The sequence below is a fragment of the Pseudomonas fluorescens genome, from assembly GCF_000802965.1.
In the GTDB taxonomy this organism is placed as follows: domain Bacteria; phylum Pseudomonadota; class Gammaproteobacteria; order Pseudomonadales; family Pseudomonadaceae; genus Aquipseudomonas; species Aquipseudomonas fluorescens_A.
Window position 1 is genome coordinate 1 of record NZ_JSAK01000039.1, and the last position, 26,027, is coordinate 26,027.

General features: G+C 59.9%; 21 protein-coding genes. 8 read left to right on the forward strand and 13 right to left on the reverse strand.

Going from position 1 to position 26,027, the window contains the following annotated elements; translation table 11 throughout:
* Nucleotides 1-137 precede the first annotated feature (137 nt).
* Nucleotides 138-1,448: an MFS transporter gene (locus NL64_RS27260; RefSeq protein WP_034151169.1), complete on the reverse strand. Its 1,311-nt coding sequence runs from the start codon at nt 1,446-1,448 to the stop codon at nt 138-140.
* A 168-nt stretch (nt 1,449-1,616) separates the two neighbouring features.
* On the opposite strand from NL64_RS27260, the gene NL64_RS27265 reads away from it, so the two are divergent.
* Both NL64_RS27265 and NL64_RS27270 read left to right on the forward strand, forming a co-directional pair.
* Nucleotides 1,617-2,744, forward strand: a complete 1,128-nt coding sequence (locus tag NL64_RS27265) for a sugar diacid recognition domain-containing protein (RefSeq protein ID WP_034151170.1) — start codon at nt 1,617-1,619, stop codon at nt 2,742-2,744.
* 221 nt (nt 2,745-2,965) lie between these two features.
* A complete protein-coding gene (locus tag NL64_RS27270; RefSeq protein ID WP_034151171.1) occupies nt 2,966-4,108 on the forward strand; it encodes a glycerate kinase in 1,143 nt (380 codons plus the stop codon).
* 119 nt (nt 4,109-4,227) lie between these two features.
* Here the strand turns inward: NL64_RS27270 and NL64_RS27275 are convergent, their stop codons facing one another.
* The gene (locus NL64_RS27275) at nt 4,228-4,587 is read right to left on the reverse strand and encodes a DUF6124 family protein (protein ID WP_034151172.1); all 360 of its coding nucleotides are present in this window, start codon (nt 4,585-4,587) and stop codon (nt 4,228-4,230) included.
* 696 nt (nt 4,588-5,283) lie between these two features.
* Between NL64_RS27275 and NL64_RS27280 the strand changes: the two genes are divergently transcribed.
* A complete protein-coding gene (locus tag NL64_RS27280; protein WP_034151173.1) occupies nt 5,284-5,895 on the forward strand; it encodes a hypothetical protein in 612 nt (203 codons plus the stop codon).
* A gap of 50 nt (nt 5,896-5,945) precedes the next feature.
* On the opposite strand, the gene NL64_RS27285 is transcribed toward NL64_RS27280, so the two are convergent.
* Nucleotides 5,946-6,230 carry a LuxR family transcriptional regulator gene (locus tag NL64_RS27285; protein WP_034151189.1) on the reverse strand — a complete coding sequence of 95 codons (285 nt, stop codon included), beginning with the start codon at nt 6,228-6,230 and terminating at the stop codon, nt 5,946-5,948.
* Between the two features lie 464 nt (nt 6,231-6,694).
* Between NL64_RS27285 and NL64_RS27290 the strand changes: the two genes are divergently transcribed.
* Together NL64_RS27290 and NL64_RS27295 are read left to right on the forward strand one after the other, a co-directional pair.
* Nucleotides 6,695-7,888, forward strand: a complete 1,194-nt coding sequence (locus tag NL64_RS27290; RefSeq protein WP_034151174.1) for a pyridoxal phosphate-dependent aminotransferase — start codon at nt 6,695-6,697, stop codon at nt 7,886-7,888.
* A 131-nt stretch (nt 7,889-8,019) separates the two neighbouring features.
* A complete protein-coding gene (locus NL64_RS27295; protein ID WP_034151175.1) occupies nt 8,020-11,079 on the forward strand; it encodes a fibronectin type III domain-containing protein in 3,060 nt (1,019 codons plus the stop codon).
* Here the strand turns inward: NL64_RS27295 and NL64_RS27300 are convergent.
* From NL64_RS27300 to NL64_RS27345, 10 genes are all read right to left on the reverse strand, one after another.
* The gene (locus tag NL64_RS27300) at nt 11,045-12,022 is read right to left on the reverse strand and encodes a 2-hydroxyacid dehydrogenase (RefSeq protein ID WP_034151176.1); all 978 of its coding nucleotides are present in this window, start codon (nt 12,020-12,022) and stop codon (nt 11,045-11,047) included. The genes NL64_RS27295 and NL64_RS27300 overlap by 35 nt on opposite strands.
* Before the next feature lie 14 nt (nt 12,023-12,036).
* Nucleotides 12,037-13,332, reverse strand: a complete 1,296-nt coding sequence (locus NL64_RS27305) for an MFS transporter (RefSeq protein ID WP_034151177.1) — start codon at nt 13,330-13,332, stop codon at nt 12,037-12,039.
* Between the two features lie 68 nt (nt 13,333-13,400).
* The gene (locus tag NL64_RS27310; protein ID WP_034151178.1) at nt 13,401-14,408 is read right to left on the reverse strand and encodes a sugar kinase; all 1,008 of its coding nucleotides are present in this window, start codon (nt 14,406-14,408) and stop codon (nt 13,401-13,403) included.
* Complete coding sequence (locus NL64_RS27315) at nt 14,401-15,183, reverse strand: sugar phosphate isomerase/epimerase family protein (protein WP_034151179.1); 783 nt, start codon at nt 15,181-15,183, stop codon at nt 14,401-14,403. Before NL64_RS27315 ends, NL64_RS27310 begins: the two co-directional genes overlap by 8 nt.
* Before the next feature lie 165 nt (nt 15,184-15,348).
* Entirely contained in the window at nt 15,349-16,374 is a 1,026-nt protein-coding gene (locus tag NL64_RS27320; protein ID WP_034151180.1) for a LacI family DNA-binding transcriptional regulator, read from the reverse strand.
* A gap of 140 nt (nt 16,375-16,514) precedes the next feature.
* Nucleotides 16,515-17,123, reverse strand: coding sequence for a LysE family translocator (locus NL64_RS27325; protein ID WP_034151181.1), 609 nt, complete (start codon nt 17,121-17,123; stop codon nt 16,515-16,517).
* 53 nt (nt 17,124-17,176) lie between these two features.
* On the reverse strand, nt 17,177-18,016 hold the full coding sequence (locus NL64_RS27330) for an AraC family transcriptional regulator (protein WP_034151182.1): 840 nt from the start codon (nt 18,014-18,016) through the stop codon (nt 17,177-17,179).
* A gap of 77 nt (nt 18,017-18,093) precedes the next feature.
* Complete coding sequence (locus NL64_RS27335) at nt 18,094-18,735, reverse strand: DUF1345 domain-containing protein (RefSeq protein ID WP_034151183.1); 642 nt, start codon at nt 18,733-18,735, stop codon at nt 18,094-18,096.
* Between the two features lie 182 nt (nt 18,736-18,917).
* Nucleotides 18,918-22,016 carry an efflux RND transporter permease subunit gene (locus NL64_RS27340; protein ID WP_034151184.1) on the reverse strand — a complete coding sequence of 1,033 codons (3,099 nt, stop codon included), beginning with the start codon at nt 22,014-22,016 and terminating at the stop codon, nt 18,918-18,920.
* A gap of 15 nt (nt 22,017-22,031) precedes the next feature.
* A complete protein-coding gene (locus tag NL64_RS27345; RefSeq protein ID WP_034151185.1) occupies nt 22,032-23,189 on the reverse strand; it encodes an efflux RND transporter periplasmic adaptor subunit in 1,158 nt (385 codons plus the stop codon).
* Between the two features lie 205 nt (nt 23,190-23,394).
* Between NL64_RS27345 and NL64_RS27350 the strand changes: the two genes are divergently transcribed.
* From NL64_RS27350 to NL64_RS27360, 3 genes are all read left to right on the forward strand, one after another.
* Nucleotides 23,395-24,096, forward strand: a complete 702-nt coding sequence (locus tag NL64_RS27350) for a response regulator transcription factor (RefSeq protein ID WP_034151186.1) — start codon at nt 23,395-23,397, stop codon at nt 24,094-24,096.
* Between the two features lie 4 nt (nt 24,097-24,100).
* Entirely contained in the window at nt 24,101-25,399 is a 1,299-nt protein-coding gene (locus NL64_RS27355) for an ATP-binding protein (protein WP_034151187.1), read from the forward strand.
* 110 nt (nt 25,400-25,509) lie between these two features.
* On the forward strand, nt 25,510-25,770 hold the full coding sequence (locus tag NL64_RS27360; protein WP_034151188.1) for a hypothetical protein: 261 nt from the start codon (nt 25,510-25,512) through the stop codon (nt 25,768-25,770).
* Nucleotides 25,771-26,027 lie beyond the last annotated feature (257 nt).

A 26,027-nucleotide genomic window follows, 5' to 3' on the forward strand; every position in this document is an offset into this window, starting at 1 on the left:
GCTTTTAGTCCCGCCCACCCCTTCAAGTCTAAACATCCAAGCCAGCTTGCTCGCGATGGCGCAGTGTCAGTCAACAAAGATGTTGAATGTTAAACCGCAATCGCAAGCAAGCTCGCTCCCACAGGGATTTGTGTTGATCAGGCGCGCAGGGTGCGGGTCATGCGCAACGCCAAAAAACTCCCGCAAACAATCACACCCGCCAGCAGATACAACGCCGCATCGGTCGATCCGGTGCTGTCCTTGACCCAACCCACCAGGTACGGGCTGAGGAACCCGGCCATTTGCCCCATGGAGTTGATCAACGCCAGGCCACCCGCCGCAGCACCGGCACTGAGCAGCGCCGTCGGCACCGGCCAGAACATCGGCAGGCCGGTGAGGGCGCCCATGGTGGCGATGGTCAGACCGAGGATGGCGATGGCCGGGTTGGCGGCGAAGTTCACCGCAATCAGCAAGCCCAAAGCACCCATCAGCATCGGCACCACCAAATGCCAGCGGCGTTCTTTGCGCAGGTCGGCCGAGCGACCGACAAACAACATGAACAGCGCCGCCAGCAGATACGGAATCGCACTCAACCAACCGATCACCAGGTTATCGCTGAAACCCAGGTTCTTGATGATCGACGGCAGCCAGAAGTTGATCGCGTAGACACCACTCTGGATGCAGAAGTAGATCAAACCGAACGCCCAGATCGCCGGGTTTTTGAACACCGCCAGCAGCGAGTCGGTGGTGGTTTTTGGTTTGTTGGCCAGGTCTTCGGCGTGGTCCGCTTCCAGCACCGAGCGCTCGAACGGCGTGAGCCATTTGGCATTGGCATAACTGTCGCTGAGCAGGAAATACGCCAGCGCACCGAGGATCACCGTCGGAATACCTTGCAGCAGGAACATCCACTGCCAGCCGGCCAAGCCACCTTGACCCGCCGCGAAGTGATTCAGAATCCAGCCGGAAAACGGGCTGCCGAGCAGGCCGGACACTGGGATCGCCGACATGAACAGCGCCACGATGCGGCCACGGCGGAAGGTCGGGAACCACTGCGAGAGGTACAACACCACGCCCGGGAAGAACCCGGCTTCGGCCGCGCCGGTGAACAGGCGCAAGGTGTAGAACTCGGTTGGCGTAGTGACGAACAACAGGCACGTCGACAGCGTGCCCCAGGTGATCATCATCAGCGCGATCCAGCGTCGAGGGCCGAACTTGGTCAAGGCCAGGTTGCTCGGTACGCCGCACAACACGTAGCCGATGAAAAAGATCCCGGCCCCGAGGCCGTATACGGTTTCGCTGAATTTCAGTGCGTCGAGCATCTGCAGCTTGGCAAATCCAACGTTCACCCGGTCGAGGTAGTTGAACAGGTAGCAGATGAAGATGAAGGGGATCAAACGCAGGGTAATGCGTTTGTAGACGGCGTTTTTATCGTCAGCGATGGCCTGGGACGCTACGGCGCTCTGTGACATGGCGGCTCTCTCTTTATTATGATTTTTTGCGATGCAAAGGGTAACGTTGATCGCCCAGAGAGTCTCGACCACCCTCGGGGCTGCTGTCTTTGTGCCTGAGCACAGGGTTTGCCACCAAGGCCTGTGCGGCTGAACAACCCGTTCCACATCCGTTTCAAGGACCCCGCTATGTTCGAACTCGATCACGACTTGGCCCAGGATATCGTCGACCGGGCGATGGCTATCCTGCCGTACAACGTCAACGTCATGGACAGCCAGGGCTTGATCCTCGGCAGCGGCGAGCCGGAGCGGGTCAACACCCGGCATGAGGGCGCGCAACTGGTGTTGGCCAACGGCCGCGTGGTGGAAATCGATGCGCAAACCGCAATCCACCTTAAAGGCGTGCAGCCGGGGATCAACCTGCCGCTGATGCTCGACCAGCGTTTGATCGGTGTGCTGGGCATCACCGGCGAACCCGAACAATTGCGCACCTACGCCGAACTGGTGCGCATGACCGCCGAGATGCTGGTGGGCCAGCGCAATCAGCAGGCCGAGCAACAATGGCGACGCCAGCGTTGCGATGACCTGCTGGCGTTGCTGCTCAGCGATGCCGGCAGTTCTCCGCGATTGATCGATGAAGCGCAGCAACTCGGCCTCAAGCCGCAAATGACGCGAGTGCCGTACCTGTTTGAATTGGGCCTGGAACACGGCCCGGGGCAAACCGTCGAGGCGCTCAGTGCCTGGCTGACTTCGCGCTACCCGGACAGCTGGTGCGTGAGTTCGGCCAAGTCTTCGTTGCTCTGGTGCCGACCGGCCAATCAGAACATCGAAAATGATCGGTTGCTGGAAAAACTCGACGGCCTCGGCTGGAACATCTTGCGCATTGCCGTCGGCGGGCAGGCCGACGGGCTCACAGGATTGCGCCGTTGCTATCGTCGCGTCGGTGACTTGCTGGCCTATGGGCGCGATGTCTTGCCCCAATCGCGCTTATTGACGCTGACCCGTTATCGACTGCCGGTGATGCTCTGGCGGCATCGCAACGACGATGCGCTGGACGAACTGCTCAACCCGTTGCGCAAAGTCATCGCCAAGGACAACAACGGCCAGTTGCTGGCGACCTTGCGCAGTTGGTGCGAACACGATGGGCAGAGTCAGGCCTGTGCCGATGCGCTAGGGATTCATCGCAACAGCTTGCGTTATCGGATGGAGCGGATTGCTGAATTGAGCGGGGTTGATCCGTTGCGCCTGGACGGGATGCTTGCGTTGTATCTCGGTGTGCAACTCCTGCCCCAAACCGAAGCAAATCCCCAGATCTGAACACGATCCCTGTAGGAGCTGCCGAAGGCTGCGATCTTTTGACCTTGACCTTTAAAAGCAGGATCAAAAGATCGCAGCCTTCGGCAGCTCCTACAGTTGAACGTGTGAATGCGGGTTTTTGTGGAAATGAACAATAATCCTCTGTGCGGCTTGTGCAGCAGCCCGGCGTTATTGTTCGGGCCGACTGGCAGCATGATCTCCATAACAACCGGAGAGTACCCATGAAAATCGTCATCGCCCCCGACTCGTTCAAGGACAGCCTGAGTGCGCAAGGCGTTGCTGATGCGATCGCCCTTGGACTCGCCGACGTCTGGCCCGATGCACAGTTAATCAAATGCCCGATGGCCGACGGCGGGGAGGGGACGGTCGAGTCGGTGCTGGCGGCGTGCAATGGTGAACTGCGCCGCACTGAGGTTCGCGGACCATTGGGCGCGCCGGTGAATGCCGCATGGGGCTGGTTGCCCGACAGCCACACCGCCATCATCGAAATGGCCGAAGCCAGCGGTTTGCAGTTGGTGCCGTTGGGGCAGCGCGATGCGCGAATTGGCAGCACGTTCGGCACGGGTGAGTTGATTGGCGCGGCGCTGGACGCTGGCGCACAACGGGTGATTCTGGCCATTGGTGGCAGTGCGACCAACGACGGTGGCGCCGGCGCGATGCAGGCGTTGGGCGTGAAGCTGCTGGATGCACAAGGTGAGTCTTTGGCGCCGGGCGGTTTGGCGCTGGCGCAATTGGCGTGCATTGATCTCAGCGAGTTCGATTCGCGCGTGGCCGCCGTGCGCTTCGACATCGCGGCGGATGTGAACAATCCACTGTGCGGCCCTCACGGCGCTTCGGCGATTTTTGGTCCGCAAAAAGGTGCGTCCCCCGAGCAGGTTCAGCAACTGGATCAGGCGCTGGGGCACTTTGCCGATCACTGCGCCAAGGTGTTGGAAAAAGACCTGCGCGACGAACCCGGCAGCGGTGCGGCGGGCGGATTGGGGTTTGGCGCCAAGGCGTTTTTGGGCGCGCATTTCACGGCCGGGGTTGAGGTGGTGGCCGAACTGGTGGGCCTGGCGGATGCGGTTAAAAATGCCGATCTGGTGATCACCGGGGAAGGACGTTTTGATGCACAAACCCTGCGTGGCAAGACGCCGTTTGGTGTGGCGCGCATTGCTCGGCAACATGGCGTGCCGGTCATTGTCATCGCCGGGACGTTGGGCGATGGCTATCAGCAACTGTATGCCCACGGCATCGATGCCGCGTTTGCCCTGGCGAGCGGGCCGATGACGTTGGAACAGGCTTGTGCCGACGCGCCGCGCCTGTTACGTGAGCGAGCGACGGACATTGCTCGTGTCTGGCACGTGGCTGTCCGCCAACGCTGACTCAAACTGTGGCGAGGGAGCTTGCTCCCGCTGGGCTGCGAAGCGGCCCTACAATCAGCGGCTGCTGCGCAACCGAGCGGGAGCAAGCTCCCTCGCCACAAAAGCTCCCTTAACGTTGACTATTCCGGTGGATCAATCTGATCCAGCACTCGGTTCGCCGTGATCTCTGCCAGCATCACACTGTTGGAAATGCCCAGCAGCGCATTGCGTGAGCCGCCGTCCAGATGATCGACCAACTGATGCACCATCACGTCCACCGAGGCCAGCGTTTCCACCAGGTACACCATCAGGGTTTCGCACGAGGCTTCGGGGTCGACGGTGAACAGCGTGCTGACCGTGCGCGGTGTGGCTTTGATGTCGGCAATCGAGGGGAAGTGGAAGTCGAGGGCGCGTTCGGCGGCTTCGTTGAGTGTTGTGGAGTCGGGCTCGTACGGGGAGGTTGGATCGGTGTCGGGCGGATTTGGTGAAGGCTTCTTCATGTCAGAGTTTCCTAATGGTTGCCAACCCTCTTGCTGCTAAACGAAGAAGGGTGGCAGCTGCACGCAGGTTAGCAGACCGGCAAACTCAGAAATCCGGCGCGCCCGGAGGCGCCCTGCGTACAGCTACCATCAAGTACAGGCAACGAAATACCTGCGTGACAGATGCGTGCACAACCGGAGTTTTTCGCCGGGCTGCTAAACCCGATCACTGACAATCAGTGACACGAATCAAGTTACCGATGACCCCCAGAGCGCACAAGCCGGCGGATTCTGGCGTACCCGTAGGCAACGGCGCAAGGTCTTGTGGCTTTCATGACGTAACCTCGAAGCATTTTAAACAAGCGCTCTGCGGCGATGTTTAGCGGCACGCTAGCGCTGCCTGATCCTCTCGCTGGTCACATCATCAGGTCTTCTTGAACCCTGAAAAAAACAGCGCCTACCTGTCAACTTTGACAGTTACGCACTTTCATAAAACACGGTTTACTTCTCCCCAGCGCAGAACGACGGGATGCGTTTGGGAAGTGCCCGGCAGTATTCGATCTGCTTTTCGAACTGAAGCCGTCATGAGTATTCATGGCCGGTAGTGATGACATCGGAGAGCAACAACATGTCCAGTGCAGATGGCCATTTTCGTCGCGAATGAGGTTGCCATCTGCGTCATAGTCCAGTGTGCAACTGTCTGGATAATCGGGGTGGGTGACCAAAACCGAGTTGCCTGACAGCTCCATCGTCGAGCGTCAGTATGCCGGGCACAGCAGTGAGGACCTGCAGACAAGGATCAGTGTCGGCGGCGTTGTCTTGGGGGAGCAGGGCTTCGATGGTCTCGGTCGCATGGTCCTGTCGATCACTGGCGGGCGGGAAAGTGTTTATACCTTCGATCCGGGCCAAAGCCAGCCGAAAAGCGTCCGGCGCCCGAACGGGGTGGATATCGGTTACGTGTATCGGCCGGAACTGGGGGAAGATCCAGAGCAACGAAGAGCTCAGGAAAGTACCGCGGTTTATACCTATGACGCCCAGAATGCGCGTCTGCGGACCACTGAAGAGGTGGACCCGTCTGGCATTACGCATACCCTTGAACGTGAGTATTTCAGCACCGGCGAATTGAAAAGCGAAAGCCGCGGGCAAACTGGTGAAGTCACGCGCGTCATGTATTACGAGTACACCCGGCAGGCACGCCTGATGAGCTACACCGACGTCCTGGAGCAAACCCAGCAGTACGGTGCCCGTACGATACGGGCGTATCGTCACAGGCACTTTGGCAGGCAGGTGTTAACGCTAAGCAGTGAGGCTTGTAGTCGGGATTCATGAAATGTCTCAAACAGGGTCGGCGACACGCGGACCCTTGATGAGGGGCCAGTTCAAGGCATTCGGATCAAGCCTTGTTCCAGCGCCATGACCAGGGCGACCCAGCGTGATCTCACGCCGAATTTTCGGCGAATGTTACAAAAGTGATAGTTCACACCAGCCTCGGTGCAGCTGATGATTCGAGCGATTTCCCAGGAGGATTTGCCCGCTGCGCTCCACATCAGGACCTCTTTTTCCCGGGGGGTGAGTTTGATTTTCTTCGGTGGATCGACCTCCTGATTGAGCCGTGTGAGCGGGACTATCGATGAACGAATTGAGGCGGTAGCGGAGTGATGCATTTTGAATCTCCCATTCATCATCATTGACGGCGTGGGCGCGGCAGAATCTTCCTACTTCACAAAGGCGTGGTTCGCGCGGCCGTCCTACAAGGCCCGGAGCAGGGCTGTAGGCGAGGTCTCGTTATAGCGCGATTCAACTGACTTGGAACCTGTCAGAAATTACAGGTGCAGGACTTTAATCAGACGTTGTGGAAATGACTGTCAGCCGAAGAGCTCCGTATGTGTAGGAGGCGTCCTTGAGTGATGAAGTCCTGCGAAATGAGCGTTAATTTTCTGATTCAACGCGATTTTGTATATCCAGCGCAGACGGGCTGAAACCTGAATGCCCACCGGATAGGTGCCTATGCAGGGGGCGCTTCCCGGGCAGCAGTGGTGTACCCGTTCGTCGCGCGAAAAACGCTGCTGGCGCGTTTCTCGATTTGAGATAGGGTTGTGGCTGGGAACCCGCGCGACAGGAGAACGACATGCGCTATTCAGCCTTGACCCAACGCATCGCCGGTGATGGAGCGGCGGCCTGGCAGATTCACGATCGAGCGCTGGAAATGCGCGAGCAGGGCGTCGATGTGCTGCTGCTGTCCATCGGCGATCCGGATTTCGACACCCCCAAACCCATCGTTCAAGCTGCTATCGACAGTTTGCTGGCCGGTGACACGCACTATCCGCAAGTGCGTGGCAGTCGCGGTTTGCGCAACAGCATCGCCCGCCATCATTGCCAGCGCAGTGGCCAGGCAGTGGATGCCGACCATGTCATTGTTTTCCCGGGTGCGCAGTGCGCGGTGTACTCGGTGGTGCAATGCTTGCTTGACCCAGGTGACGAGGTACTCGTTGCTGAACCCATGTACGTGACTTACGAAGGTGTGATGGGTGCTTGCGCGGCCAAAGTGGTGCCGGTGCCCGTGAGCCCACAGAACGGTTTTCGTGTGGACCCGGCGGATGTGGCTGCGCGGATTACGCCCAAAACCCGGGCCCTGTTGATCAACAGCCCGAACAATCCGTCAGGGGCCAGTCTTTCGCTGGCGATCTGGCAGGAACTGGCAGCGTTATGCATTCATCACGACCTGTGGCTGATCAGCGACGAGGTCTACAGCCAATTGTTGTACGAGGGCCAGCACATCAGCCCGGCAAGTCTGCCGGGCATGGCCGGGCGCACGGCGACAATCAATAGTTTGTCCAAGTCTCACGCCATGAGCGGTTGGCGAGTGGGATGGGTCGTCGGACCAAAACCCCTGACAGACCATTTGGTGAATTTGTCGTTGAGCATGTTGTTCGGTATTCCGGACTTCGTGCAGAACGCCGCGCAACTGGCGCTGGACAACGACTTGCCGGAAGTGGCGTCGATGCGCGAGGAATATCGCCAGCGCCGTGACCTGGTCTGCGGGAGTCTTGATCGCTGCCCGGGTTTGTGTCCGGTTCGTCCCGATGGCGGCATGTTCGTTTTGGTCGATGTTCGCCAGACAGGTCTCTGTGCCCAGCGTTTCGCCGAGCGATTGCTGGAAGGGTATGGAGTGTCGGTTCTCGCAGGCGAGGCATTCGGGCCGAGTGCGGCGGGGCATATCCGTATCGGCCTGGTGGTGGATCAACTGCAACTGCTGGATGCCTGCCGGCGTATCGCGCTGTGTGCCAGCGATCTGCTGGAGCCCCGCGTGAGTTTTGCTTGAAAAACGCAAATAACCTGGCCGCGATAAGCATAGAAAACGGCTGACCGCCACTAACAGTTCTGTCAGTGGTGCTTCACCGGCAAACGGTATTTAAATGGAAAAACAAACATACCGTTGCTGGAGATATCCGCATGAGCGGGCACGAAAACGACCCATCTTTACCTGAGACGGCGTATGTTGCGCCGCCGATTACTATTACCGCGTCCGGCCGATCGACGTCGACCATTAACACAATCTGGGGATACCAGGCCGGTGGTGGGCATACCGGCTCACGGGTGAGGTGGGGTGTGTCAGGCGGTGCCATGCTGGGTGAGTTCGATGTCCCCATCAGTTCTTTGACTTACATCGTCAGCGGGCTCAATCCGAACACTGAATATTTCATCCAGGTGTTCGGGCTCAAGGCTGGGGAGGTGTCGCCCATCAGCAGGGATGCCCAGGCCAAAACCCATCCTGCGACCTCTTTGCCGGCAAGCCCGACCAACCTCAGCGCCACGCCCACCAACAACACCATGGCCCTTGGCTGGTCAGGCGCCAGCGATGCTTCGAGCTACAAGATCAGCTACGGTCTTGCCCCCAATGGCGCCGTGATCGGTACTGCGACATCGGTAGCAGCCGCTCACTCGGTCAGCGGCCTGAGTACCGGAACTCACTATTACTTCGATGTGCGCGCGTCCAATAACGTGGGTGATTCCGCTCCGACGCGGATCCTCAAGCAGACCTTGCAAGTTCCCGCAGCGCCCGTTGACCTGATCGCGACGCCTTCGATCTCTACCATGGAGCTGCAATGGTCCGCCGTCACGGGCGCCAACGATTATCTCATCCGCTACGGTGTCGAACCCGGTGGGGCGGTCACTACGCTGACCACTCGAGTACTGCGCGAGACGCTGACCAGCCTCAATAAAAATACCCTTTATTTCGTCGAAGCCAGAGCCCGAAATGCCAACGGCGAATCTTCGCCCTCGCGCATCACGCAACGAACCCTGGATGGCCCGCCGTTGCCACCCAAGCCAGGCCCGTTGGTGGTGCGGGACAGTTTTGATACGGTGCGTGTCAGTTGGAGCACGATCAATCAGCCAGGCTACGAAGTGGCCTATGGTCTGCTCAGTCAATACCCGCAAGTCATCGCGAGGTATGAAACCGAACACCTCACCTGGCTGTGGAGGTATCTGTTACCCGATGTCAATTATTTCATCGAAGTGCGAGCCTTCAACGCGACTGGATATTCAGCACCTTCATACGCCACCGTCACCATCGGCCCGGACCGAACGCAACCACGAAACCTGAGCAATCCCGGCAGGACATTCAACGAGGCGAGGCTGACTTGGGATGCGCCGGTGGACACCTCTTATCTCATCGATTACGAAATGACCTGCCCCGGACGGCCGGTTGTTCGCACCAGCTCGCGTGAACACATCGCCACGGGACTGGTGCCCGAAACAGCGTACCTGTTCAAGGTTCAACCCGTCAGGCGTGAAGGCCCATGTCCTGCGTTGTCTGCATCGATAAGTGTAGTGACCCACGATCAAGTACCTCCAGCCCGGCCGCAGGGATTGAAGTTCACGCACACTACACCCGGTAATGCAGTGTTGAGTTGGCATGCGTCAGAAGACAATGTGGGGGTAACCGGTTATGAAGTACGCCGCAATGAAGAAGGCTGGGTATCGATAAAAGATACTTGTTGCCCGATATCCGGCTTGCTAGACGGCGCACACGAAACTTTTTTGGTGCGAGCGAAGGATGCCGCCAGTAATGTTTCGAGGCCATCCTCTATCCGGACACCAAAGCTGATTGCCCCAAGCCAACCCGGAACGCCTGAGCTGCGGGACTTGGGCCACGCATCTGTAACCTTGTACTGGACACCTTCGACTCACCAATGGGGAACCATTCGCTACAGGGTTTATTTAAATGAAATCCTGGTGATGCTGGTCGATGAGCCCGTCGCCACTCTTGTTCACCTGCAAAGTCATACCGACTATCGCGTCGACGTGCGCGCTTTCAATGCTGCCGGGGTCTCTGAACCAGCGGTCATTCGCTTCAAGACCAGGGTGCGTGCACCAACCCGTCTGAGGTTCAGTCAGCGCAACGGTCACTGCAGACTGGGCTGGGACCCGGTTTTCAAGAAATTTCCCGCACACGATATTTCCATCAATGACCAGGTTTTCAGCACTTCTCCAGGCCATTGGGGTTACAACTTCAAACTGGCTGATGTGTCATCGGGGCCGGCTCCGCATCACTTGAAGTTTGCGGCCCATGCCCGGCTCGATGGGGACATTTCCGACATCGCATTGCTCGAAGTCACCGTAGCGGACGACGTACCCCCAAGCCAGCCTGAAAGGCCAATGGTCAGCGATATCAGCGATAACGGTGCAATCCTGAATTGGGTACCCTCAAGCGATAGTGTCGGCGTGACAGGTTATGAAGTTGTCCTGAACGGGTTGCTGGTATTTCAGACTCAGGACACGCGCTTCATCTTCAGTCAGTTGACCAGCGGTGCCTATCACTGGGTATTTGTGCGTGCCCGAGACAAACAGGGAAACGTATCGGCGGGCAGTCGACCCATTTCCTTCAAGACTACCGGGCAGGCACCGTCACCTCGGCCGTCCGCGCCGGTAGCGAATATCACGGCCTTGACCTCCACTTCAGCACGACTGGACTGGGAGTACGAAGACGATATCCCCGACTCCGGAGTAAGAATCCTGATCAATGAAAAGCATTTCAGAGACGTGCTTTTGTTGAACAGCATCGTGTTGAATGACTTGATCCCGAATACCGAATACTCAATCAGCGTCTCGAAGTTTGACGTTTACGGACAACTGTCCGAGCCGACAATGCTGATCTTTGAGCCCAGGGACTTCACGCCGCCCAGTCTGCCGGGGCAACCGCGCATCGTCGAGATGACCTCTGATTCGGTCACGCTGAGCTGGGAAGGCTCAACCGATGACATCGGATTCCATGAATATGTGATTTACAACAATCACGATTATTTCGACAGCACCTCGCTGACACACTACACGGCTGTCGACTTGCTTCCCGGAACCTATTCATTTGAAGTGTGCGCCGTGGATCTTTCGGGCAACGCTTCTGAACCCGTTACTGTGACCGTCACTATCCAGGGCTCGCAATCAGGAGCTGCCGCAGGCTGCGATCTTTTGATCTTCAACCCTTCCAGGCAACCCCATTCACCAGATTAGGCGGCCGCTCACCCGCCAGCGCCGCCAGCAGATTGTCCACCGCACACCTGGCCATCGCCTCCCGAGTCTCATGGGTGGCCGAGCCGATGTGCGGTGTTGCCACCACATTGTTCAACTGCAACAACGGCGAATCCTGATTCAACGGTTCACGTTCAAACACATCCAGCCCCGCCGCGCGTATCTGACCTGTGCGCAAGGCTTCGATCAGAGCCTTTTCGTCAACCACTTTGCCCCGGGAAATATTGATGAAGATGCTTTCCGGGCGCATCGTGGCGAACTCCTCGGCGCCGATCAGCCCTTCGGTTTCGGCCGTCAGCGGCAAGGTCAGGCAAATGAAATCCGCTTGCTGTAACAGCTCGGTCAGGCTTCGGTATTGCGCGTTGAACCGTTGTTCCACCGCCGGTTTCGGCGAGTGGCTGTGGTAGATCACCGGCATGCCGAAACCGAAATGCCCGCGCTGGGCCAAGGCCTCGCCAATGCGGCCCATGCCAATGATGCCCAGGGTCTTGCCATGCACATCGCTGCCGAAATGCGCCGGGCCGATGTTGCGGGTCCACTGGCCTTGGCGAATCATGTTGGCCAGTTCCACCACACGCCTGGCCGTGGCCAGGATCAGCGCAAAACCGGTGTCGGCGGTAGTTTCGGTGAGCACATCCGGTGTGTTGCTGAGCAGGATGCGCCGCTCGGTGAGGTAGTCGATGTCGTAGTTATCGACGCCCACCGAAACGCTGGCGATGGCTTCCAGCTGGGGCGCCAGATCCAGCAGTCCGGCATCCAGTTTCAGGCTGGCGCCGAGTAAGCCTTGGGCGCGGGGCAGGGCGTCGCGCAGTTTGCCCAGGCCCTCGACATCCAGGCTTTCGATCAGCGTCACTTCAGCCTGATCGTGCAGGCGAGCCATCAGCTGCGGCGAGAGTTTCTTGTACAGAACAACCTGCTTTTTCATGGTCATCATCTCAATCAGGAATGGGCAGCGGTGCGTTTCAAGGCGGCTGCAGGCCGCTCCCGATCACTGGCACCGGGCTTGAGGAAAATCGTCAGCACCACCGACAGCATCAACGCGCCGCTCATCAACAGATACGACGCGCCGGGCGAGCCGGTGGAGCTGTTGAGGTAACCGACCAGATAGGAGCCGCCGAACGAACCGAGCGCGCCCATGCTGTTGATCAGCGCCATGGCGCCACCGGCGACGTTGGCCGGGAGGATCTCCGGAATGATCGCGAAGAACGGTCCGTAAGGCGCGTACATGCAGGCGCCGGCAATCACCAGCAAGGTGTAGGACCACCAGAAATGTTCAGCGCCCAAGGCGTAGGAACCGTAGAAAGCAATCGAGGCGATCAACAGCGGCGGCCAGACGAAACGTTTGCGTTTCTGCAGTTTGTCCGAGCCCCAGGACACCAACAACATACCGATCACCGCCGCCAGGTACGGCAGCGCCGAGAGCCAGCCGGCTTCGATCATGTCCATTTTTGCGCCAGCCTTGAGGATCGAAGGCAGCCACAACACGAAGCCATAGACGCCAATGCTCCAGCAGAAAAACTGCAAGGCGAGGATGATCACTTTCGGCGAGCGGAAAGCTTCGGCGTAGTTTTTCACTGCCTTGATGCCGACCTGTTCGGCGGCCAGGGCGCTTTCCAGATCCTGCTTTTCCTGATCGCTGAGCCACTTGGCTTGCGCCGGCCGATCATCGGCCAGACGCCACCAGATAAACGCCCAGAGCACCGCCGGCAAACCTTCGACAATGAACATCCAGCGCCAGCTGTAATGCTGCACCAGATAGCCCGACACCACCGACATCCACAGCATGGTCACCGGGTTGCCGAGGATCAGGAAGGTGTTGGCCCGCGAGCGTTCGGCGCGGGTGAACCAGTGACACAGGTAGATCAGCATCGCCGGCATCACCGCCGCCTCGACCACGCCGAGCATGAAGCGAATGACGATCAGCCAGTAGGCGTTGGAGACGATCCCGGTCAAGGTCGCCAGGCTGCCCCAAAGGATCAGGCTGACGAAAATCAGCTTCTTCACGCTGTGCTTCTGCGCGTAGATCGCGCCGGGCACCTGGAAGAAAAAGTAGCCGAGGAAAAACAAAGCGCCGAGCATCGATGACAGGCCCGGGGTGATCATCAAATCCGCCGCCATGCCGGAGGCGGCGGCGAAACCGTAGTTGGCGCGATCGAGGTACGCCAGGCTATAGGTGATGAACACAATGGGCATGATGTACCACCAGCGGCGGGTGGCGAGCGTTGCGGTTTTCATGGGTGATGCTCCTGAGCTTGTTGTTTTTGTCGCAGCAGGTGTTTAGATCTTCATTGACTGTGCTGGCCTCATCGCGGGCAAGCCCGCTCCCACAGAGGCGACACAGTACCTGTGGGAGCGGGCTTGCCCGCGATGGCGGCCTCAAATTCGCCGACCATTTCAGATCGAGTGGGCAACCCCTCCATATCCCCCCGACTCTGCACCGCCCGACTGCCAATCCAGTTGGCCCGCTTCACCGAATCGGCAAAGCTGTGATTTTCCAGCAGTGCGCTGATCATGCCGACGGCAAAACCATCGCCGGCACCCACCGTATCGACCACCGTTGCCACTGGCACGCCAGCGACGAAACCCTGGTCAAGATGAGTGCGGTAGTAAGCACCGTGCGGGCCAAGCTTGATCGCCACGGCTTCGGCGCCCTGGTCGAGGTAGAACGCGGCGATGTCGGCCGGGTCTTCGAAACCGGTGAGCAAGCGACCTTCGCTCAGTCCCGGCAGCACCCAATGAGCGAGGGCGGCGAGGCGGTTGATCTCGGTGATCATCTGCTGTTCGCTGGCCCATAGGCTCGGGCGCAGGTTCGGGTCGAATGACACGCTGCGCCCGGCCTCGCGCATGCGCGTCATCAATTCAAACGACATCTGCCGCGCCGTTTCCGACAGCGCCGGGGGAATGCCGGTGGCGTGCAGGTGCCGGGCCTTGAGCAATTCGGGAACGATTGAATGCGGTGACAGATGGCTGGCCGCGGAACCGCGACGGAAATACTCGACCACTGGATCGCTGCCATCGTCGGTGCGCGACTTGAATTGAAAACCGGTTGGGTGGGCCGTATCGATATCGACGTGACGGCAATCCAGGCCTTCTTTCTCCAAGGTGTCGACCACGAACCGACCCAGTGAATCAGCACCAACCCGGCTCAGCCACGCCACTTTGAAACCCAGCCGCGACAAGCCGATCGCGACGTTGCTGTCCGCCCCGGCAATGCGTTTGTGAAACGCGCTGACACTGGCCAGATCGCCAGCCTGCTCGGCGACAAACATCGCCATGGTTTCGCCGAACGACAGGATATCGATCTCAGACATGAGCGTTCTCCAGTTGCGATTGGCCGAGGTGGGCGAGGGCGGCGACATGCTCGCGGGTCAGTTGCACCAGGTCATCGCCTTGCAGCGGGTATTCCGCCGCGCGCATAACGCCTTGGGCCATGTGCCGCAGCAGCTGTTCCCACGCTTGCAGGTCGCTGGCGGTTGGCGGGATGGCGACCAGTTTGCCGTCGGCGCGGCGTGTCACCGCTTTGCAATGCACGTAGCCGACGTGGCGCCCGAGCAGCCGCGCGGCGCTGGCGGCGGATTGATCCTGCCAGTGCCAGTTACCGATATCGAAGGTCATCTTTATCGGCAGTTTGTGTTGCTCGACGTCGGCGAAAAAACGCTGGAACGGTTCGATGCGGCCGCCGTGCAAGGTCTGGTCGTTTTCCACCAACAGCTGAACGGGGCTTTCGCTCAGAACGCGGGCGAGGGTGTGCAGGTCGCTGTTGTCGGTGAAGTAACCCAGCGACACTTTCAGCCATTTGGCGCCGAATGCCTCGGCTCGCTGCAGGGCGGTGATCAGTTCGGAGTTGGGTTTGGACTGACCGGCCAGCCACAGCTCCATCGGCGAGGAATACACGCTCTCCAGGCCCTTGGCCTGTGTGTCATCGGCAAGTTGAACGCAGTCTTCGCCGGTCAGTAACTCTTCACGCCACTCAATGCGCGTGGCGCCGGCAGCGGCCAGAATGTCGATGAAACTGCCCTGGCCGCGTTGGCGCACAAGGTCGGCACCGTAGCTGGAAAGGCTGATGGAAACGGCTGGTTTTTTCATTGTTTTTCTACCTCTGAAACCGGTTTCATTTTTGTTCAAAAAAGGGTGACCATTAGGGCCTCATCGCTGGCAAGCCAGCTCCTACAGTATCTGTGGTGTTCACAAGATTTTTGTTTACATCAGATCCCTGTGGGAGCTGGCTTGCCAGCGATGAGGCCAGTAGAGTCACTCGAAAATTCCCAGGGTTGACCCTCTAACAATCAACCGCGCCGGAAAATCCAGCGTCCGCACCGGCCCGTCATCACCCCGCAAACGCTTGAGCAAACACTCGAAGGCGCTGGCGCCAATCTCGGTGGTCGGTTGGGCGAGGGCGGTGATGCCGCTGCCTACCAGCGGGTACCAATCCAGGTCATCGAGTGCGATCAGGCCCACGTCTTCAAACAGATTGCATTCGAGTTCACGCAACGCATGGGTGCTGGACAGCGCCGCGATCCCGTTGGCGCAAAACAGCGCTTTCGGGCCGGGGCCCGGCGTGTCGAGGAAGGTCTTCAGTCGTGCCGTCAGATCGCTGCCGGTTTCGATGTGCGTGCCGCGAAGAGAGGGGCGCTGTTCGATTTGCGCCTTGAAGTTGCTGACCCGCTCGACCCGCGAACTGGTGCCGTCAAGAGGTTCGGTCACCAACAACACGTCGCGATAACCGCGTTCCTCAAGGTGGGTGAGTGCCATGTCGATGGCCTGCGGGTTATTCAGCCCGACAATGTCGCTCTCGAGGTTCGCGACCTTGCGATCCACCAGCACCAAGGGCATTTCCCGGTGCAGTTCGTGCAACTCGTCGCGGTGATGGCCGAGGGTGTTCACGATCAAGCCTTCGATGTTGTACGAGCGCAGCAGGGCCAGGTGTTGGCGCTCCTGCTCGTCATCGCGGTCGGTGTTGCACACCACCAGGCTGTAGCCGTGCTGACGGCAGGCGGTTTCCACGCCGTGCATCACGGCAATCGAATAAGGGTTACGGATATCGGCCACCAGCATGCCGATCAGGCGGGTACGCCCGCGTTTCAGACCACGGGCCATCTGGTTCGGGCGATAGCCCAATTCCGCAATCGCCTGCTCGATGCGCTGAGCAATGGCATCGGAAAGCAAGGCGCGGTCATCACCAATAAACCGCGAAACGCTGGCCTTGGAGACCTTGGCGTGTTCGGCCACGTCGAGCATGGTCACGCGGCTGCGCTGGGCGGCGGAAAAATCGTTCACGGTCTGAAACCTTCTTATTGGATTTATAAGGTCGAGTGCTTCGTGAGATAGCACTGAAACCGGTTTCAGAAGACACCAAAAGGCAATTCGCCGTCAAGCCCCGGATTGTGGATTGTCGAACAATCACCGACGGGTGGCGCTCAAGCCAACACGCTCAACCACGCCGAACCCAGTAACAGCAGGCCCATGCAGCGATTGAAACGTTGCATGGCCTGGGGCGAGCGCAACCAGCGACTTGACCCGGCTCCGAGCAGCGCCCAAACACCCAGGCAAGGCAAGGAAATCAGGAAAAACACCACTGAGAGATGAATCACATGGGCGAACCGATCTTCGCCCGCTCCGGCGAAAACGCTGACCACGGCCAGCGCCATCATCCAGGTTTTCGGGTTGATCCATTGCAGGCTGGCGGCGCCCAACCAGCCGAGGCGTGCCTCGGTTTTGCGGGTGCTGATGGCTTCGGCCGGGGCACGGAAAATCTGCCATGCCAAGTAGCTCAGCCACATCACGCCGACCCATTGCATGACGGTTTGCAACGCCGGCCAGCTCGTCAGTGACGATCCGACGCCCGCGCCCACCAGCAACACCAGAATCGCGGCACTGGCGCAGGCGCCGAAGATAATTGGCACGGCGGCGCCCAAGCCGTAGCGGGCACTGTTGCTGAGCACCAGAATGTTGGTCGGTCCGGGGGTGATCGAAGCCACGAAGGCGAAGAGCAGGAAGGGCAACAACGTCGGGAGAGAAGAGAGCATCGCGGGCAAACTCCGGTAAAGATCAGTAAACCCGATCTTCACAAGCCCCGACGTTATCTGTCTGGAACGTTTGAGCAACGCTTGCGGTACAGCGCCGGCGTCAGGCCGTAAGCGCGCACGAACCAGCGGCCCAGATGGCTCTGGTCGGCGAAACCGAGGGTCATGGCCACCGACGCCGGTTGCTCCCCTCGGGCCAGCAGGCGCCGGGCCGTGGCCAGACGAAGTTGCACCAGATACGCGTGGGGCGCGATGCCGTATGCGGCCTTGAACGCGCGGGTCAGGCGAAAGCGGTCAACCCCCGTGACGGCGGCGAGTTGATCGAGGCCGATGTCGTATTGCGCGTTGGCGTGCAGATATTCCTGGGCCTTTTGCGCCACCCGTGGCAGTCGTGGATCTTCGCCATAGCGTTCGCGCCAGTGCAGGTGACTGGTCAGGCGTTCAAGCAAAGTGTCGAGAGCGGTTTGCCGGACGATTTTCAGTTCACCGCGATGCAGGGTTTCAAAGGCCAGGCTGGTGGCCTGAGCTAAACGCTCATCACTGGCCAAGGTGTTGGCGAAACTCAATTCGCTGTTGTCCGGGGCCTTGTCAAACATGGCGCCGAGTTCGCGTTGCAACCACTGCGGGTCGAGGTACAGCATGCGGTAGGTGAAACCGTCCGCGGTCGGCGCTTCGCCGTCGTGAATGTCCCCCGGCTCCAGCAAAAACACCTTGCCCGGCGTGCTTTGATGCTTTGCCCGCCGACAATTGAATTGCTGCACGCCTTGCTCGGTGACACCCACCAGATAACTGTCGTGCCAATGCGGATCGTAGGCGTGGCCTTCGAAATGCGCACGCAGGGTCTCGATGCCGGTGTCGGCGTCCTGGGCCAGATCGAGCCAGTCGTGAGAAGTCATGCAGCACCTGAACGGCGGATTTACCGAGCCATTTAACGCCCGCGCCAAGGGCCATGGCTAGAACGTTTGTGCAGCCGTCAGTTAAACAGCCCGGCGGCGATGTTGATCGAAAACCCGAGAATGGCCGTGTTGAACAGAAATCCGATCAGCGACTGCGCCAGCACGATCTTGCGCAAATCACGGGTGGCCACACCGACATCCGAAGTTTGCACCGCCACGCCGATGGTGAACGAGAAGTACAGGAAGTCCCAGTAGTTGGGCGTTGTCAGGCCCTCAGAAAAACGCAGCGCCGGGTCTTTGCCTTCCCAGGTGTAAAACAATCGCGCGTAATGCACGCTGAAAATAACCCCGATCAGCAGCCATGAACTGAACACCGTCAACGCAGTGAAACCGTAATGCATAAGCTTGCGGGTGGTTTCAAGGTCTCTGCTGCCGGCCAGCTCGAAGGTGATGGTCGCTAGGCTGGCCATCGCCGCAATGCACACCACCAACAGCACCAGCCCGGCGTTTTCGTCTTCGATTTCGGCAATGCGCTTCACATCCGCCGCTTTCGAGCGCACCACGAGCCAGGCCATCAGGATCAGGTAAGTCCAGACCCCGGTGTTCCAACCGATGAGTATTTTGCTGATGATCGAATCGGCTGGAATCAGGATGCCCGCGGCGATACCGAGCGTCGTGGCGGCGGACAGGCGCGGGTGGGTGTGGGTGAGGTAGGGCATGAGCGCTCGATCGGCCAGGGTATTGCAAACACCTTAGCCCAGGGTGGCGAGGTGTGACCACAACCATCAGGCCAGCACTTACCTTGTAGGAGCTGGCTTGCCAGCGATTGGGCTTTGAACATAGCACCGTTCTTCAGACCGCCATCGCCGGCAAGCCGGGCTCCTACAGGGGGATGTGTTGCCTAGATGTTTTTGTGGCGCTTGCGTACCAGCTTCATCACCACCACAAAAAACACCGGCACGAACAGCACGGCCAGGGTCGCGGTGATCATCCCACCAATTACCCCGGTGCCGATGGCTTGCTGGCTCGCCGAGCTGGCACCGGTGGCGATGGCCAGTGGCACCACGCCGAGGATGAACGCCAGCGACGTCATCACGATCGGGCGAAGACGCAGGCGCGCCGCTTGCAGGGTGGCGTCGATCAGGTCGTGGCCTTCGTCGTACAGGCTCTTGGCGAACTCGATGATCAGGATCGCGTTCTTCGCCGACAGGCCGATGATGGTGATCAGCCCGACCTTGAAGAACACATCGTTAGGCATTCCGCGCAGGGTCACGGCCAATACCGCACCGAGCACGCCCAGCGGCACCACCAGCAGCACCGAGGTCGGAATCGACCAGCTCTCGTACAACGCCGCCAGGCACAGGAACACGATCAGCAGCGACAAACCGAGCAATATTGGCGCCTGACTGCCGGACAAACGTTCCTGCAACGACAGGCCGGTCCATTCCTGACCCAAGCCCGCTGGACCTTGCGCCACCAGCCGTTCGATTTCCGCCATGGCTTCGCCGGTACTGTGGCCCGGTTTCGGCTCTCCGGAAATACTGACCGCCGGATAACCGTTATAGCGGGTCAACTGCGCCGGGCCCTGGTTCCATTTGGCCTGCACAAACGCCGACAGCGGGACCATTTTTCCGGCGTTATTGCGCACGTGGATCTTCAGCAAATCCTCAACCTGACTGCGCTGATCGCCTTCCGCCTGCACCACCACCCGTTGCATCCGCCCCTGGTTGGGGAAGTCGTTGATGTAGGCCGAACCGACGGCCGTGGACAGCACGCTGCCGATGTCGGCGAAGGACACGCCCAGCGCATTTGCCTGTTTACGGTCGACGATCAACTGTACCTGCGGCGCTTCGGCCAGGGCACTTTCGCGCACGTTCATCAGGATCGGGCTGCTCTCGGCGGCGGCCAGCAACTCGGTGCGTGCCTGCATCAGCGTGGCATGACCGAGGCCGCCGCGGTCCTGCAAACGGAACTCGAAACCGCTGGAGGTACCGAGGCCGTCCACCGGTGGCGGCAGGACCGCGAAGGTCACCGCGTCCTTGATCTGGCTCAGGGCGATGTTGGCGCGGTCGGCAATTGAACTCGCCGAGTCATCGCTGCCGCGTTCGGACCAGTCTTTCAACGTGGTAAACGCCAACGCCGCGTTCTGGCCGCTGCCGGAGAAACTGAAACCGAGGATCACCGTACTGTCGCCGACGCCCGGTTCCGTCGCGTTATGCGCTTCGATCTGCTCGACCACCTGCACCGTGCGGTTCTTGCTCGCGCCCGGTGGCAGTTGAATGTCGGTGATGGTGTAGCCCTGATCCTCAACCGGCAGGAACGAAGAGGGCAGGCGACTGAAACAAACCCCCAGACCGATCAACAGCACGCCGTAGATCAACAGGTAACGGCCGCTGCGTTTCAACGCATAAGCAACCCAACCCTGATAGCGGTCAGTCAGTTGTTCGAAGCGGCGGTTGAACCAGCCGAAGAAACCGGTCTTTTCATGGTGCTCGCCCTTGGCAATCGGCTTGAGCAACGTCGCGCACAGCGCCGGGGTCAAGGTCAGGGCGAGGAACGCCGAGAACAGAATCGAGGTGGCCATCGACAGCGAAAACTGCTGGTAAATCACCCCGACCGAACCCTGCATGAACGCCATCGGAATAAACACCGCCACCAGTACCAACGTGATGCCGATGATGGCGCCGGTGATCTGCTTCATCGCCTTGCGCGTCGCTTCCTTGGGCGACAGGCCTTCAGTGGCCATGATCCGCTCGACGTTCTCCACCACGACAATCGCGTCGTCCACCAGAATGCCGATGGCCAGCACCATGCCGAACATGGTCAGCACGTTGATCGAGAAACCCAACGCCAGCATGGTCGCAAAGGTGCCCATCAGCGCCACCGGCACCACCAGCGTCGGGATCAGCGTGTAGCGGATGTTTTGCAGGAACAGGAACATCACCGCGAACACCAGCAACATCGCCTCGCCGAGGGTGTAGACCACTTTGGTGATCGAGACTTTGACGAACGGCGACGTGTCGTACGGGATCTTGTATTCCACGCCAGCTGGGAAGTAGCGCGACAGTTCATCCATCTTCGCCCGCACCAGTGTCGCGGTGCTCAGGGCATTGGCGCCCGGCGACAATTGCACACCGACAGCGGTGGACGGCTTGCCGTTCAGACGCGTGGAAAACTGATAGTCCTGACTACCGATCTCGACCCGGGCGACATCGCCGATGCGCACCGTGGAGCCATCGGGATTGGCTTTGAGCACGATGTCGGCGAACTCTTCCGGCGTCGACAACTGGCCTTTGACCAGAATGGTCGCGGTGATTTCCTGGGTGGTGCGGCTCGGCAGATCGCCGATGCTGCCGGCCGAGACCTGGGCGTTTTGCGCGACGATAGCGGCGTTGACGTCGGCGGGGGTGAGGTTGAAGCCGATGAGTTTTTGCGGGTCGATCCAGATGCGCATCGCCCGTTCCGCGCCGTACAACTGCGCCTTGCCGACGCCGTCCAGACGCTTGATCTCGTTCATCACGTTGCGCGCCAGGTAATCGCTGAGCGCTACATCGTCGAGTTTGCCGTCACTGGAGGTGAGGGTAATCAGCAGCAGGAATCCGGCGGAAACTTTCTCCACCTGCAAGCCCTGTTGGTTCACCGCTTGCGGAAGGCGCGACTCCACGACTTTCAGGCGGTTCTGCACGTCAACCTGGGCCATTTCCGGGTCGGTGCCCGGTTGGAAAGTGGCTTTGATCGTGGCACTGCCGAGGCTGCTTTGCGATTCGAAATACAGCAGATGATCGGCGCCGTTGAGTTCTTCCTCGATCAGGCTGACCACGCTTTCGTCTACGGTCTGCGCCGAAGCGCCGGGGTACACGGCATAGATTTCGATTTGCGGCGGGGCGACGTCGGGGTATTGCGCCACCGGCAATTGCGGAATGGCCAAGGCACCGGCCAGCAGGATGAACAACGCGACCACCCAGGCAAACACCGGGCGGTCGATAAAGAACTGCGGCATAAACAAGCGTCCTGCTTACTGACCAGAAACCTGGGCGAGTGGAAGAGGGGTGTCGTCGATCTGCACTTTCTCGCCGGGACGGGCGTGTTGAAGGCCTTCGATGACGATGCGGTCGCCGGGCTTGAGGCCGCCGGTGACGACCCAGCGATCGTTTTGCACCGGGCCTAGTTCGACCGGTTGCTGGCCGACGCGCTGTTGGTCATCGAGCAATAACACTTGGGCGATGCCGGCGCTGTCACGCTGGATAGCCCGTTGCGGCACGCTGATGCCTTGCTGATTGACCGCTTGCTCCAGGCGCACGCGGACGAAACTGCCGGGCAGCAGGTCGAGGTTCGGGTTGGGGAATTCACTGCGCAGAATGATCTGGCCGGTGCCCGGATCGACGGTGATGTCGGTGAACAGCAACTTGCCCGGCAACGGATAGAGGCTGCCGTCATCCTGAATCAACGTGACGTTGGCCTGGCCTTGACCGACTTCTTTTAGCTGACCGGAACGGAACGCCCGGCGCAGGTCGTTCAGTTCGCGGGTCGATTGGGTCAGGTCGGCGTGAATGGGATTGAGTTGCTGAATCAATGCCAGCGGCGTGGTTTCGTTCTGCCCGACCAGCGCGCCTTCGGTGACCAATGCGCGACCAATGCGTCCAGAAATCGGCGCGGTGACGGTGGCGTAGCCCAGGCTCAGTTTCGCCCGGTCGACAGCGGCTTTGTTGGCGGCGACATCGGCGGTGGTGTGCCGTACGGCGACCCGGGCGTTGTCGTAGTCCTGGCCGCTGATGGCGTTGCCTTCGATCAATTGGGCGTAACGCTGTTCCAGCAACTTTGCCTGGAACGCATTGGCCTCGGACTTGCGCAGCGCGGCTTCGGCGCTGTCCAGGTCAGCCTTGAACGGTGCCGGGTCGATGCGGAACAGTACATCGCCTTTTTTCACATCGCTGCCTTCGCGAAAGGTCCGCTGCAACACCACGCCCGCAACCCGTGCACGCACTTCGGCGATGCGCGGCGCGGCGATCCGCCCGCTCAGTTCGCTGCTGATGGCCAGCGGTCGGGCTTCGATGGTTTCGATGCGAACGGTGGCCAGAGGCGCCTGTTCTTCGGCGGTGGGAGCCTTGTCGCACGCGCTCAGCGTCAACGCCAGTGCGATCAGGCTGAGCGTGGCAAGCAGATTTTTTGACATGAATGACCCCGATAATGACTCCCAGCATCCTACTGGGCGTCGGCGAGGGTAGCGGTGAAGCTTTGTTGGTGCTGTGTGAAATTGTGTAAGGGTTTTACTCAGACTCGCGTGCGGGCGTATATCCTGACAACCGCTTCGCGCTTGATCGCTGGCTTGCCAGCGATAGCGATCAACTGGTCACCACTGCATTTGCTGGAAACACCCCATGCCCAACATCCTCCTGGTCGAAGACGACACCGCACTCGCCGAGCTGATCGCCAGTTATCTGGAACGCAACGGTTATTCCGTCAGCGTCATCAGTCGCGGTGATCAGGTGCGCGACAGGGCGCGGCTCAATCCGCCGGACCTGGTGATCCTCGACCTGATGCTGCCGGGGCTTGATGGCCTGCAGGTTTGCCGCTTGCTGCGCGCCGATTCGGCGACGCTGCCGATCCTGATGCTCACCGCCCGCGACGACAGCCACGATCAGGTACTGGGCCTGGAAATGGGCGCCGACGACTACGTCACCAAGCCTTGCGAGCCGCGTGTGCTGCTCGCTCGGGTGCGCACTTTGCTGCGGCGCAGCAGCCTCGGCGAACCGCAGACCGCCAATGATCGTATCCTGATGGGTAACCTGTGCATCGACCTGTCCGAACGCACCGTGACCTGGCGCGGTCATCCAGTGGAACTCTCCAGCGGCGAATACAATTTGCTGGTGGTGCTGGCCCGACATGCCGGCGAAGTACTCAGCCGCGACCAGATTCTGCAACGCCTGCGCGGCATCGAATTCAACGGCACCGACCGCTCGGTGGACGTGGCGATCTCCAAGCTGCGACGCAAGTTCGACGACAACGCGGGCGAGGCGCGCAAGATCAAGACCGTGTGGGGCAAGGGTTACCTGTTCAGCCGTTCCGAGTGGGAATGCTGAAGCGATGTTCAGAATCCTCTTTCGCCTGTATGTGGTGACCATCGTTTCGTACAGCGCGGCGATCTATCTGGTGCCGGATCTGGTGGTCAAGGTCTTCCAGGAGCGCTTCGTCACCTACAACCTCGACTATTCCCGCGGCCTGCAAACCCTTATGGTCAAGCAGTTCAAGGCCGTTCCCACCGAGCAATGGCCGGCGCTGGCCGCGGAAATGGACAAGGATTTTCATCCGCTGCACATCGTCCTCAGCGGCAATGACGACGCCGACTTTTCTCTGGACGAGCAGCAACGTTTGCAACGTGGCGAGAACATCGTGCGCATCGGTGACTGGGGCTGGCGCACCCTGGCAGTGGCGCCGTTGAATGAGCATACGGTGGTGCAAATGGTGGTGCCGCCGGACCCGATGGACGTCAATCTGTTGTACTGGAGCATCAACGTGCTGATCGGCGCGACCATGCTCGCGTGCCTGTTGCTGTGGCTACGTCCGCATTGGCGCGACCTGGAGCGCCTGAAGCGTGCGGCTGAACGCTTTGGCAAGGGCAACCTGAGCGAGCGCACGCAAATCGCCGCCAGCTCCAACATCGGCAGCCTGGCCAACGTTTTCGACACCATGGCCGGCGACATCGAGAACCTGCTGAACCAGCAGCGGGATTTGCTCAACGCGGTCTCCCATGAACTGCGCACGCCGCTGACACGCCTGGATTTCGGCCTGGCCCTCGCGCTGTCCGACGACTTGCCGGCCACCAGCCGCGAGCGTCTGCAAGGGCTGGTCGACCACATCCGTGAACTCGATGAGCTGGTGCTGGAGTTGCTGTCTTACAGCCGCTTGCAAAACCCGGCGCGGGTGCCGGAACAGGTCGAGGTGTCGCTGGATGAATTCATCGACAGCATTTTGGGCAGCGTCGATGAAGAACAATCTCCGGACATCGTCATCGACGTGCTGCTCCACGGCCAACTCGAACGCTTCAGCCTCGACCCGCGCCTGACCGCCCGCGCCCTGCAAAACCTGCTGCGCAATGCCATGCGCTACTGCGAAAAACGCATTCAGATTGGTGTGCGGGTGTGCCCGAAAGGTTGCGAGATTTGGGTAGATGATGACGGGATTGGTATTCCGGAGGATGAGCGTGAACGGATTTTCGAGCCGTTCTATCGGCTCGATCGTAGCCGTGATCGCGCGACGGGTGGGTTTGGCTTGGGATTGGCGATCAGTCGCCGAGCCCTGGAAGCGCAGGGCGGTACCTTGACGGTCGAAGCGTCGCCGTTGGGCGGCGCGCGGTTCCGGTTGTGGTTGCCGACGCCGGTTTGACACCGCGCGCACCTGTCAAAGCTGACAGTAGCCACCCTTGCCAATTCGGCGTTTCATTGACCCCACGCAGTCAGGTTGTCGCGTCACGCACTGGAGACTGGAGGCGAATGATGGGAGCACCGACAATAAAAAGAACGGGCAACGGCACGATCAACGCGATCAGGAAAGTCTGGATCGACGCAACGTCGACCCAGTTCGCGATGGTTCTGCCGGATGACGGTTGTGCCAGGCTGGCCATCCGCATCGGGCCTAATCTCACCGCGGACGGCCGTGACTGGTTTCGGGTCGGCGACAAGGTGAAATACACCGTGCTCACTGGACCGGCGGGTGAGTTTCCAAGGACGCAGGAACTTGTGAAGTTCGGGGTATAGCCGATCACCGATGTGGCGAGCGAGCTTGCTCGCGCTGGGGCGCGAAGCGGCCCTTGGCATTCTTTCAATCACATCCGGTTCACAGGTTTTACGACTGCTGCGCAGCCGAGCGTGAGCAAGCTCCCTCGCCACAGGTGGCGGGTTAACCACGGCAGATCTGGCCGACTGTTCCGTGGCGAGCGAGCTTGCTCGCGCTGGGTCGCGAAGCGGCCCCCGGCGTCCTTCCAATCACATCAGGTTTGCAGGATTTACGACTG